8 protein-coding genes are annotated in these 12,694 nt (G+C 59.2%); 3 read left to right on the top strand and 5 right to left on the bottom strand.

Annotation, left to right across the window (positions count from 1 at the left end; translation table 11 throughout):
* Nucleotides 1-83: 83 nt before the first annotated feature.
* A complete protein-coding gene (locus A7A77_RS04880) occupies nucleotides 84-2,555 on the bottom strand; it encodes a TonB-dependent receptor (RefSeq protein WP_066554606.1) in 2,472 nt (823 codons plus the stop codon).
* Nucleotides 2,556-2,999: 444 nt separating this feature from the next.
* Between A7A77_RS04880 and A7A77_RS04875 the strand changes: the two genes are divergently transcribed.
* Nucleotides 3,000-4,199, top strand: a complete 1,200-nt coding sequence (locus tag A7A77_RS04875) for an LLM class flavin-dependent oxidoreductase (RefSeq protein ID WP_066554602.1) — start codon at nucleotides 3,000-3,002, stop codon at nucleotides 4,197-4,199.
* Between the two features lie 250 nt (nucleotides 4,200-4,449).
* On the opposite strand, the gene A7A77_RS04870 is transcribed toward A7A77_RS04875, so the two are convergent.
* From A7A77_RS04870 to A7A77_RS04855, 4 genes are all read right to left on the bottom strand, one after another.
* Nucleotides 4,450-5,565: a branched-chain amino acid aminotransferase gene (locus tag A7A77_RS04870; RefSeq protein ID WP_066554599.1), complete on the bottom strand. Its 1,116-nt coding sequence runs from the start codon at nucleotides 5,563-5,565 to the stop codon at nucleotides 4,450-4,452.
* 71 nt (nucleotides 5,566-5,636) lie between these two features.
* Nucleotides 5,637-6,917 carry a dihydrolipoamide acetyltransferase family protein gene (locus A7A77_RS04865; RefSeq protein WP_066554597.1) on the bottom strand — a complete coding sequence of 427 codons (1,281 nt, stop codon included), beginning with the start codon at nucleotides 6,915-6,917 and terminating at the stop codon, nucleotides 5,637-5,639.
* Nucleotides 6,917-7,933: an alpha-ketoacid dehydrogenase subunit beta gene (locus A7A77_RS04860; RefSeq protein ID WP_172799840.1), complete on the bottom strand. Its 1,017-nt coding sequence runs from the start codon at nucleotides 7,931-7,933 to the stop codon at nucleotides 6,917-6,919. The genes A7A77_RS04865 and A7A77_RS04860 overlap by 1 nt, the downstream gene beginning before the upstream one ends.
* Nucleotides 7,926-9,164: a thiamine pyrophosphate-dependent enzyme gene (locus A7A77_RS04855; RefSeq protein ID WP_066554594.1), complete on the bottom strand. Its 1,239-nt coding sequence runs from the start codon at nucleotides 9,162-9,164 to the stop codon at nucleotides 7,926-7,928. The genes A7A77_RS04860 and A7A77_RS04855 overlap by 8 nt, the downstream gene beginning before the upstream one ends.
* Before the next feature lie 148 nt (nucleotides 9,165-9,312).
* Between A7A77_RS04855 and A7A77_RS04850 the strand changes: the two genes are divergently transcribed.
* Together A7A77_RS04850 and A7A77_RS04845 are read left to right on the top strand one after the other, a co-directional pair.
* Nucleotides 9,313-9,765, top strand: a complete 453-nt coding sequence (locus tag A7A77_RS04850) for an Lrp/AsnC family transcriptional regulator (protein ID WP_066554587.1) — start codon at nucleotides 9,313-9,315, stop codon at nucleotides 9,763-9,765.
* 450 nt (nucleotides 9,766-10,215) lie between these two features.
* A partial coding sequence (locus A7A77_RS04845; protein WP_156500418.1) for an Ig-like domain-containing protein occupies nucleotides 10,216-12,694 on the top strand: 2,479 nt, incomplete at its 3' end.

Raw genomic sequence — 12,694 nt, 5'->3', positions numbered from 1 at the left:
TGCGCGTGCTGCGGCGAACTCCTGGTCAAAAAAACGGCGACGGCAATATCTGCCGCCGCCGCATTCCCTCGATCAATCGCAGATCAGTATTTCATCGAAACCCGGACGCCATAGGTCCGCGGGTCGGAGAAGCTCGCTCCGACCAGGCCGGTCGATGCGAAGTAGCCACTGTTGAGCTTCGCCCGGTAGTTCGAGATGTTGTTGATGAACGCGCCGATGGTCAGCTGATCTTCGGCCGTTATGTAAGAAATATCGGCATTGTGAAGCCAATAGCCCTTCTGGATATCCGTCGACAACTGGTCGAATCCGGTGAAGTTCGAAGACTGGTAGCGGGTGTTGGCGCCGACAACAACCCGACTTTCGCCCAGCGGGATGGTTTGCTGGACACCCAGCGTCATGGTCCACTTGGGCGCACGCGATGCCCTGAGGCCAGAGCAGTCGACCGTCCACTGCGGAACCGGCGCACCGCCCTCGATGACCGAAGGGCCACTGGTGGCGCAGCCGGTCAGCAACGGAATGTAGACCGGGTTTTCGTCGGTGCTGAGGATAGGGTTGGCGGTGGCCGGAACGTTGTAGACGAAGGAGTCGTTCACAGCATCGAGGTACTGGACATTCGCCGCAAACAAGGTGTTCTCTGTTGCCAGGAACTGGAGCTCGGCCTCCGCGCCCTTGACCGTCGATCCACCTACGTTCTCGGTAAAAAATGCTGGCTGCCCGTTATTTTCGGCGCCGGAGTGAGCCAGCTGCTGATCCTTGTATTTCCAATAAAACGCCTCGACATTGAGCTGCATCCGATTGTCAAAGAAACGGTTCTTCGAGCCAAGTGTATAAGCGGTCAGCGTCTCTGCATCGAAGCTCGGTTTGGACAGGGCGAAGCTGAACCCGCCGGAACGGAAGCCAGTCTCGACGCTGGCGTAAAGCAAGTTCTGTGGCCCCACGTCATACTCTGCCGCCGCGCGCCAGGTCAGCTTGCCATCCTTCAGGCGACTGCTGACACTGCTGGGCGCACGGAAATAGCCCATGTCGAACCCGGGAACGACCAGCGCTCCCGGCGGAAACGGGGGTGTGGGGAATTGACCAGCCGCAGCCGGTACAAGGCCGAGTTGATCGATAACCTCTTCAGCCGAGTATGCGAACGGCAGCAGCGGTGCGCCGAAGCACGTGTGGCTCAATGCGCCGCAAATCGCGAGGAAAACGTCGTTGGTGCCATCGATCGTTTTCTTGTCCCACGTGTAGCGAAGCCCTCCGACCAGCCGGAACTCGTCGGTGACGTTATAGGTCAGTCGACCGAAACCGGCATAGGATTTCACTGTCGTTTCGAAGTTCTGATATGCGTTGAGCGATTGCCCCATCGGCGCATAGAGCGCATCAAGCTTCTCGTCATAATAATAGCCGCCGATGATATAGTCGATCGGACCGCTATTGCCGGCCAGACGCAGCTCGACGCTGTTCTGGTTCAGATCCTGCTGGTCGATGACCAGAAAGCCTGCACCATTGGTGACATCGTCGGTATCGTGCTGGCGGTTGGCCGCGATCAGCGTGAAAGTGCCGATTTCGGTGTCCAGGTTGAATTCGGCGGACGTTCCCCAGAATTCACCGTCAAGTTCCGGCTGGCGGGCCAAAGGCTCGAAAAACCGGCCCGACTGTGCGTTGAAGGTCATGCTAAGCAACTGCGAGACTTCCGGGCCGTTCGACCCGCTGTTCTTCGAGAAATTCGTCGGGATGATCGCATAAGTGTTCGTCACCGGGTTCAGCGGCGCGCTCGCGATGATCGTGGAGCTCGCCCCGCGACCCTGACGACGGAAATAGTCGCCGGCGAGGCGGACGCGAAAATTTTCAGTGGGCTCGAACGCGAACTGCGCGCGGATGCCCTTGCTGTCCTCGTCGCTCGTTCCGTCGGTGGCGTATCCGTCGCGGTTCACGTAAGTGCCGGAAAGGCGCACAGCCGCATTGTCACCAACCGCAAGGTTTGCGGCACCCTGCAGGTTCACGGCGTCGTAATTGCCGAAGCTGACGTTGAAATAACCCTCGTTCTCACCGATGCGCGGGGCCACGGGGATGACATTGATCGCGCCGCCGGTTGCGTTACGGCCGTAGAGCGTACCTTGCGGACCCTTGAGCACTTCGAGCCGGGCCACGTCGTAGAAGAAGCCGGTCGTGGCGCTGGGGCGGCTGATGTAGACGCCGTCATAGTTGAAAGCGACGGCGGGATCCGAATAGGAGTTCGCCGTGAACGTGCCGATGCCACGCAGGAAGAACGACACGTTGCCACCACCCTGACGACTGACCTGCAATGAGGGGACGAGATTGGTCAGCTGGGCAGGGCTGGTCACCTGCGCCTTCTGAAGCTCGTCGGCGCTGACGACATCGATCGCGATCGCCGCCTTTTGCACGCTTTCCTGGACACGCTGTGCTGTGACGATGATCTCGGCGATGCCGCCCGGCTGAACTTGCGGATCTGCGGCGTCCGGCTCGGACTGCGCCATCGCGGTCGTCGGCGCAGCAAGAGCGCAAATCAATGCGCCTATTGCGATACGTGTGTGATCAACCTTCATGCAAAATCTCCCCTCGGCGAAGCCCACACTAACTGCCCGACCACGTTATTTTTCGGTTCCGGCAGCGCTCTTGTTGCGTATCAAATAAAACGATCGGGCAGCCGATGCAAGAAGATATATCAGAAGGCGGGCATCTTGTTCCCCGTGCTTGCCCGGAAACAGCCTATCGGTACGATTGGCCATTGGTGATGCGGCCGGGAAATGCCGCCGCAACATAATGGAAATATCACGATTTTCCTCAGAAAACCGAGGTTTTCGGCCTGCATTTCTGAGCAGAACGACCTCGTTTTCAGCACGCGAAATGCGATTAGACTATCTGGAAATTTTGGTATATCAGATTGCTCGACCGGTCCGCCGCGGTGCTTGCCTCGATCGAAATCCAGCTACCGCGCGCAGGATTTCCGGCCATCGGCGGCGGTTGAAATTGCTGTGCTGGAGAGATGCATGAAGTTCGGTGTTTTCTACAATCCCATGGTGCCCAAGTATCCTGACAGGAACGATTGGATGCCGGGGCAGGAACAGCAGGCGTTCCGCGAAATGATCGAACAGATCCGATTCGCCGACAGCCTCGGTTTCGATTACGCATTCCTCGGCGAACATCACTTCACGGCCGAATATGCCCACAACACCGCCACCGAAGTGCTTCTGGGCGCACTTTCGCAAGTAACCAAGAACATCCGCCTCGGCACCGGCATCACCCATTCTTCACATGGAAACCCCATTCGCATCGCCGAACGCATCGCGACCGCCGACCAGTTGACCGAAGGCCGCGTCGAGTTCGGCTTCGGCAGCGGTTCCCCGATGGAAATCGCCCCGTTTCTGGGCGAGCAGGCGGAACTGCGCCGCGAGCGCGCCGCAGCCGCTGGGCAAATTGCGGCAGACATTCTAGGCAGCCCCGGCGTGTGGCCGGGCGTTGAGAACGAATTCTTCAACTTCCCTGCCGTCGACGTCATCCCCAAATCGTTCCAGAAGCCGCATCCGCCACTTTGGACGTCGATGTCGGCCCCGGGCCAGGTGCGTGATGCAGCCTCGCGAGGCCTTGGCGCGCTGATGCTCACGATTGGCGGTGCCGAAATGGTTGCGAACGAAGTAAAGCTCTATTGGGAAACGCTGCAAAGCGGTGAGGTCAAGCCGGTCGGCAAGGGCATCAACCCGGCAGTTCTCTCGTTCGCCAGCGGCCTGATCGCGCCGACCGACGAACTTGCCGACGAACGTGCCCGCGAAGGGCTCGAATTCTTCGGCTTCGGCCTGACCGGTGGCTCTACCGCAAACATCGGCGCTCCCGATCACCATCTTTATAACGCGTTTCTCGACTTCAAGGCCGGCAAAGGCGACATCCGTGAAGGCAAGGGTTTTCCGCCCATGTTCCTCGCCATGGGTGCACAATTTGCCGATCTGCCCGGCCAGATCATGTGCGGCGTTGACAAGGCGCGCGAAATGGCACGGCAGCTGGAAGCGACGAATGTCGACGGACTGCTGATCAATCAGAAGTTCGGCTGGACGAAGCACGAACACATCATGGAATCGCTGGAGCTGTGGGGCACGCAGATCATTCCAGAATTCCGTGAACGCCATGCCGCACATGAAGAATGGCGGAAGAAGCAACTCGACAAGATCGATTTGCCGGTCGTCACTTCCATCTAGGTCAATGCAACCGACAAATTTGAAACGGTACTGGCGATCCTAGTCGTTCGCTAACTCGCCTCCGACCAGCTCGCTCAGGTGCGGACGATCACACCCTTATGACGCCAGTTCCGATCGGTCGCCATGGTCGATTGGGTTGCCGCACCTGCCGCTACGGCTTGAGTGACAAGATCTGCGCTCTTGCCCATCGATGGTCCGTTAACCTGACACCACCGATGTTCGCAAACCGAATTTATCCAAAGCGCTTGCCTTATTGCGATCGTGGCCCGGCAATGCGGTGGACCCAAGCGTGACGGTCGATCGCTTCACCGCGCTGTATCGCGACAAGGCGCGCTTTGAGTCTTTCTGTGACTGGTCCGGGCATTCCTGCGCCAACGGCAAATTCACCGTCTCGGCCAGCGACGTGGCCAACCGCGGTAACAACGGCGGCGGTGCCGCAGGCGAACGTCTCGACTAGTTTGCCGGACAAGGCATCTTCCCGCCATTTGTCGATGCCATAGCGACCTTCAACCACGTTCAAACCTTCCTCGCGGGCAAGCGTCAGCAAGCTCTCGCGGGTAATGCCGGCCAGGATAGTGCCTGTGAGCGCCGGGGTCAGCATGGTGCCATCGGCGAACACGAAGAACAGGTTCATCCCCCCCAATTCCTCGATCCAACGCTGCTCTGCCGCATCGAGGAAGACGACCTGGTCATGCCCCCGCGCAATCGCTTCGCCTTGGGGGACCAGGCTGGCTGCGTAATTGCCGCCGCACTTCGCCGCCCCCGTACCGCCAGCTGCGGCGCGGGCATAATCGCTCACCCACACCGAAATCGCCGGTGCGCCGGACTTGAAATAGTTACCCGCCGGACTGGCGATGACGATGAACTTGTATTGCCTGGCCGGCCGCACGCCCAGGAACGGCTCTGTCGCAATCAGAAAGGGACGCAGGTAAAGCGAGCCACCTTCGAGGGAAGGAACCCAATCGATATCGACATTGACCAGTTGCTCGATCGCCTTGACGAACAAGGCTTCAGGCAGTTCAGGCATGGCCAGGCGGGCAGCGGACCGGTTGAAACGCGCAGCATTCGCATCGGGACGGAACAATGCAGTCGATCCATCGACCTGTTTATAGACCTTGAGGCCTTCGAATATCTCCTGCGCGTAATGGAGGACCGCTGCCGCAGGGTCGAGCATGATCGGTTGGCGCGGCCCGACCTTCGCATCGTGCCATCCGCGCTCTTCCTTCCATTCGATCGTCACCATATGGTCGGAGAAACTGGTGCCGAAGCCGGGATTTGCGAGCACTTCGGCCCGCGCGGCGTCGCTGGTTGGCATGCGGCACGGCACATGGGTGAAATCCGGAACTGCGTCTTCCCGAATGGTCATGGAAGCATCCTTCTCTCTCTCTCATTAATAGGGCAGTCGGATCGGCTGGTCCGCCTGCGCAGCCAACGTGGTCACCCTCCGTCGGCAAGCAGCAGCGCCGGCGCCTCGACCAGCTTTTTCAATTCCTGCACGAAGCTCGCGGCATCGTATCCGTCGACAACCCGATGATCGCAGCTGATCGACACATTCATCAGTTTACGCTTTTCGATCCGCTCCCCGCCCATGCCGTCGGGCACGAACATAGGTCGCTCGACGATGCGGTTGGGACCGATGATCGCAACCTCTGGCCGATTGATGACCGGCGTGGCGGCCACCCCGCCCAACGGGCCGAGCGAGGTGATGGTCAGCGTCGACCCCGACAGTTCGTCGGACTTCGCGGTGCCATCGCGCGCCGCATTCGCCAGTCGTGCGATTTCACGAGCGAGCTGCCACGGGTTCCTGGACTGCGCATCGCGGATGACGGGAACCATGAGCCCGCTACCGGTCTGCGTCGCCATACCCAGATGCACCCCGCCGTGCCGAACCACGACATTGGCTTCATCGTCGTAGCGGGCGTTGATCATCGGAAAATCCGGAATCAGCCTGCAGATTGCCCGGATCAGCAGCGGCAGCATGGTCAGTTTCGGCCGGTCGCCCCTGGCTGCGTTCAGCTGGGCCCGCACCCGTTCAAGCTCTGTCACATCGCACTCCTCGACATAGGAAAAGTGCGGGATGTGACGCTTGGAAGCCGCCATGTTCTGCGCGATGCGCTTCCGCAGGCCGATGACTTTTATCGCTTCGTCGGCGCGCGCGGCTCCCGGCGTAGCGAAAGCGGCATTGTAAGAGATGAACGCATCAAGGTCGGCATGGCGAATGCGCGCGTCGGTCGCCGGCCTCACTTGCGCCAGATCAAGGCCCAGGTCCTTCGCACGTGCCCGCACCGCAGGGGACGCCAGCACCCGTCCGGTGTGAACCGGTCCGGGGGTTGCCACAGGCTCGCCTTGCGGCTCGGGCTCCGGCGTTTCAATCGCTTCGGGTGCGTCATCGTCTGCGTCCGGCAGTGCCGGTTCGACGGTGTCCTTCGCAACTTCCACGGTCGTGGCAGGCGCGGTTCCTTCGCCTTCGCTTTCACCCTCGACCTCGATCACTACCAGCATCGACCCGATGGCGATCGTATCGCCAGCCTCACCGGCCACCTCGAGCACGGTTCCCGATACCGGGCTTTCCATCTCGACTGTCGCCTTGTCAGTCATCATGTCGGCGATCGGTTGATCTTCTGCGATCGTATCGCCCGGCTGGACATGCCAAGCGACAATCTCTGCCTCGGCAATGCCCTCACCAATGTCGGGAAGGCGAAAAGTATAGCGGCCCATCAGTTACTCTCCATGACGCGACGCAATGCGGCGGCGATCCGGCCAGGTCCGGGGAAATAATCCCACTCGAATGCGTGCGGATATGGTGTGTCCCAGCCGGCGACCCGTTCGATCGGGGTCTCCAGGCCATAGAAACAGCGTTCCTGGATCAAGGCCGACAGCTCGCCGCCGAACCCGCCGAACCGGGACGCTTCGTGCACGATCACACACCGGCCCGTCTTGTTCACGGACGCCAGAATTGTTTCGATATCCAGCGGCACGATAGAGCGCAGATCGACGACTTCTGCATCGACCCCCGCGTCCGCGACTGCGGCAAGCGCGACGTGAACCATCGTGCCGTATGCCAGCACAGTCACAGCTTCCCCCGGCCTGACGATTGCCGCCTTGCCAAGCGGCACGGTATAATGGCCTTCAGGCACTTGCGCTGCGGGGTGGCCCGCCCAACTGGCGATCTCGCGGTCGTGATGGCCGTCGAACGGTCCGTTGTAGAGCCGCTTGGGCTCAAGGAAGATAACCGGATCGTCGCATTCGATCGCGGCGATCAACAATCCCTTCGCGTCGTATGGGGTGGAAGGAATGACAGTCTTCAGCCCAGTGACATGCGCGAAAATCGCTTCAGGGCTCTGACTGTGCGTCTGGCCACCGAAAATCCCGCCCCCATAGGGCGATCGGACCGTGATCGGTGCCCAGAATTCGCCGCCGGACCGATACCGCAATCGCGCCGCTTCCGATACGAGCTGATCGAAGGCGGGAAGAATGTAGTCGGCGAACTGGATTTCGGGAACAGGTCGCAAACCCTGCACCCCCATGCCGATCGCCGTCGCGATAATCCCACCCTCGGCAATGGGCGTATCGAAGCATCGCTTCAGGCCATGTTTGGCTTGCAAGCCTTCCGTGGCCCGGAACACGCCGCCGAAATACCCGACATCTTCACCGAAGATGAGGACATTCGGATCGTGAGCCAACATCACGCCAAGCGCATCGTTGATCGCCTTCACCATGTTCAGTTCACGCATTGCCGGCTCCGATCTCGCTGCGCTGCTCGATCAGCCGCCAGTCGGGTTCGGCGAAGACACCCTCGAACATTTCCGACAGCGGCGGCTTGGACTTGCCAAGCGTTCCCACCGCTTCGGCTTCGCGAACGGCACTGCGCACTTGCGCGTCTATTTCGGCGAGCAACGCGGAATGCCGTTCGTCATCCCATTCTCCGATCGAGATCAGGTGCTGCTGTAACCGTGCGACAGGATCGCCCAATGGCCACTGCTCCGCCTCTTCTCGCGGGCGGTATCGCGTGGGATCGTCGCTCGTCGAATGCCCCGCCACCCGATAGGTGTAGAACTCGATCAGGGTTGGCCCCATATTCCCGCGCGCGCGCTCTGCCGCCCATTGGGTAGCGGCTGTCACTGCCAGGAAATCGTTCCCGTCGACCCTGAGCCCGGGCATGCCGTAACCGATCGCTCGTGCCGCAAATGTCGTGTTTTCCGTGCCGGCCAGTCCCGCAAAGCTGGAAATCGCCCACTGGTTGTTGGTGACGCACAGGATAACGGGAGCGCGGTAGACTGCGGCGAAAGTAAGCGCTTCGTGAAAATCGCCCTCCGCCGTCGTACCTTCGCCCGAATAGGCCAGCGCTATGCTGTCGATCTGACGATATGCGGACGCCATCGCCCAACCGACCGCATGGCCATACCGTGTGCCCAGATTGCCCGACAGCGAATAAAAACCGTAATCGCGCGCGGAAAACAGGATCGGCAACTGGCGACCGCGCAGGGGATCGCGCTCATTCGAGAAGATCTGGTTCACCATATCCACCAACGGATATCCGCGTGCGTGCAGCCAGCTCATGACCCGATAGGTCGGGAAGCACATATCCTGTGGTTCCAGCGCGAGCGATTGCGCCGCGCCGATGGCCTCCTCTCCGGTGGACTTCATATAGAAGCTGGTCTTGCCTTGCCGGTGGGCCCTGAACAGGCGGTCGTCGAACGCGCGAGTGAGAAGCATGGCCTTCAGCCCCTGCCTCAGCCGCTCAGGCGAAAGCCGAGGATCCCACGGACCTATGGCCTGACCATCGTCATCGAGAACACGGATCAATTCGAACGGGAGATCGCGAAGATCGACGGAACTCGACAAAGCATCCGGGCGGCGGACCAACCCTGCCTCGGGAACGACCGTCCCGGCTATCTCGGACAACTGTCCGGGCCGGGCCGGTGGTTCGGGTACGTGAAATTCCAATGGTGGTCGATTGGACATGAAGCGCTCCCTGCGAAGAGAACGAAAATAGAAGGTCTTCGGGAGAAAATCGTGATCTACATTTCAACCTGAATGCCATTTACGCGATAATATTTTTTCTATATTCAATTTTATTAGAAAATTTTTCTATTTTTGGAAGTGTGAGGAAATGGACGAGACCGACCTGAAGATTTTGCGTCAGATCCAGGCAAACCCCGATATCTCGCTGGCGGATCTGGGTCCGGCCGTCGGCCTTTCGCAAACGCCGTGCTGGCGTCGTCTGAAGAAGCTGGAGCAAAACAAGGTAATCGTCGGTCGCGCCGTCCTGCTCGACCCATCTGCCATCGGATTGGGCGTAAATGTGTTCGCTCACCTGAAGCTGACGAACCACCGCGGCGAAACGCTCGAAATGTTCGAAGAAGCTGTGGCCGAATGTCCCGAAATCATCGAATGCTTCTCGATGAGCGGCGAGAGCGACTACATGCTGCGAATAGTCGCAAAAAGCATCGACCATTATGAGCGCTTCATGAAGGATCGACTCTCCCACCTGCCGGAGGTGGTTTCGATCAATTCAAGTTTTGCCCTAAAGTGCGTAAAGGATACGCGAGTGCTGCCGGTTTGAACGGCCCGGCTTCAACCCTCGCCTTTCAGCGATTTGCTGTAAAAACTGACGAACAGGAAAATGGCGGAGAGGGTGGGAAATTGCCCGTTTCTATAATTTCTTCTATATTTCAACATATTACATGTATTCTCGGCGTTCGCTTTGTGGCAATTTTTGTAACAAGATCCCTCTATCATGGATAGAATCGCCACCTGCTCACCGGCTGGCAGGTATTTGTTCCCAGTCTTGGATTGGGTGCCAGTCATTCCGGGGGTGCGAGCGACTGCGCCAGCGCAGTGGTTGGCATCTGTCGAGTAGTCGCTCGCAGCACCTGCATCCCCCGCAACACCGCGTCCCAAAACGGGACTGCGCTCTTGAAAGCGTTGGAATTATGTATCTAGCAGCGACTCAAATCATAGTTGATAAATCATACGTTGTTTTTCTTGACAGCCGACACAAGGGGGAGACGGAATGGGCACTTCGGCACTAAATACGCCGCAAGCAGGCGACGACTACTATGAAGTTCTTGAAGACGCGGTCGTCTACCTCAAAGTGCTCGACAACGATCAAGGTGGTGCGTCCAAGACCCTTTACTCGCTTTATGACGGCGGGATGAATTCGGCCGAGGTGTCTTCGGCTATCTCCTCCGGCGGCACTTACGGCATCGAGACAAGCCTCGGCGCTCTGGCCACGATTGTCATGTCGGACGAAAACGCTGGAACCATCGAGTACGATGCCTCAGCGCTCGACTGGCTCGCCGAAGGCAAGACCTACCAGGACACTTTCAGCTACATCATCCAGCTCGGCAACGGCACATACAGCCTCGCGGTTGTGACATTGACGGTCGTCGGAACGAACGACGCCCCTGTCGTTGAGGATGTCATCATCGGGGCCGAAGCCGGGATCGTCGAAGATGGCAGCGCTTTCATCGGGAGCTTCGTAGGAAGCGATGTCGATGAGGATGACGATGCATCCACGCTGATTTATGAGATTGTTTCGGGACCGATTGAAGGCTCTGTGACAATCAATGGGGACGGCACTTTTACTTTCGACCCAGGCAACGATTTCCAAGACCTTGACGAAGGTGAGACGCGCGAGGTGACTTTCACATATCGCGCCAACGACAGTCACAACGCGCAATCGAATGTCGCGACCGTTAAGGTGACGGTGACCGGAACCGCCGATGCACCGCAAACCGTCAGCGGCTCGGTCACCGACGGCTATATCGCCAATGCCATCGTCTTTCGCGACAGCAACAACAATGACCAGTGGGATCACGAGGAATTCGTCGATGCCAATGCCAACGGCAAGTACGACGCAGGGGAAGTCTTTTTCGACACCGATGGCAACGAGATCTTCACTGCGGAAGAATACACATTTACCGACGAAGAGGGCAATTTTACCGATCTGGGTGGGTCTGGCCGGATTGTCCTGGCCCCGGTCATCGCGCCAGATGGGACGGTACTGACTTACGACATCAGCACCGGCGAGCCCTTTACCGGGACCATGAGCGCGCCAGACGGTTCCACCGTCGTTACCCCGCTGACCACAATCATCGATGCGCTGGCTGGGGATGACGCGACTCCCGAAGACATCGCCGCCGCAGAGGCTCTTCTCGAAAGCGCGCTTGGCCTTCCTTCGGACGTGTCGCTAACGGACTATGATCCGATCGCGGTTGTGGCGGACTCCAGCGATCCGGACGAGATCGCGGAAGCGGTCGAGATCCAGAAGACAGCCGCTGAAATCGCCAATATCCTCGCCGCGCTCGATGCCGGACTCAAGGACGCCGGCGTCGATGACGGCTATACGGTCGCTGCCGACGCGCTTGCGACGCAACTCGAAAACTATGGCGAAAGTGCGGACCTCTCCGACAGCAGCTTTATCGAAAGCGTCGTACTTACGGTTGCCGACGGGACGACTGACCCGATAGTGCAGGCTGCATTGGTCAGCCAGTCTTCGGCGATCTCGCAGTCACTGGCGAACGTCAATCAGTCAATCGAGGATATCGATGCCTCTGGTGATCCAATTGCAGCGCTCACCCAGGTCACCTCTGCCCAGATCGTTGCACAGCAACAGCTCGCGGACGACATCGGCATCGCCCTCACCGGGGGCGCTCCGCTCAATTCGGAAGACTACGAGGGCAGCGCACTCATCGACCTGCTGGACGCGGCGGCAAATGAAGTCGAGACCATCGTTCCGCAAGACAATAGCGGCGATACGCTTGGCGCGCCGGATCGCCCAACGATTGATGATGGCGCGCGCGTCAATGCCGGCGAGATAGCCGATGGCGTGAAAGTGACCGTTTCCTATGGCGACGGCACGGGCGTCGGAGAAGGCGATACGCTCCACCTGAAGCTCGATGGCTTTATAATCGCCAGTTATGTTCTTACTGCCGCAGACGTTCCCTCCGGCTCGACGTTGTTGCATGAATTCACGGTGTCGGCCGCTACGCTCGGCTCGGATGGCTCAAAGGTTTTGACCGCGCAGTTCGAGAGCGGTCTGGGTGAACTTGGAACAACTTCGCTTCCGCTCCTCTTTACTGTCGATACCACGTCACCCGATGCCCCCGCTGATCTAGTGGCGCAGGAAGGGACGATCGTCACGGTTCTTGAGGCAGCGGACGGAACGCAAATTACCGGAACGACCGAACCCGGAAGCATCGTCACCGTCACCCTGACCAACGGCGCGGAGCTTCTCGTCAAGCAGGCCAATGTGAGCGGGGGAACTTTCACACTCTCGCTGTCACAATCTGAAATCGAAGGTCTTGGCGAAGGCTACGTCTCCTATTCTGCGGTTTCGACGGATGCGGCAGGCAACCAGAGCACGCCCTCGGCTACCGGACAGTACTATTACACCACGCAGCCGATCATCGATGGTTCCGATCGTCTGGATGGTCCCGGTTCGTATTTTGACAGCGAAGACGACGGGACGGTTGAAGTGTCATCGCTAC

The sequence above is a fragment of the Croceicoccus bisphenolivorans genome (assembly GCF_001634625.1).
Lineage (GTDB): Bacteria > Pseudomonadota > Alphaproteobacteria > Sphingomonadales > Sphingomonadaceae > Croceicoccus > Croceicoccus bisphenolivorans.
Note: the sequence above shows the minus strand (reverse complement) of the source record. Positions and strands in the feature narration are given on the sequence as shown.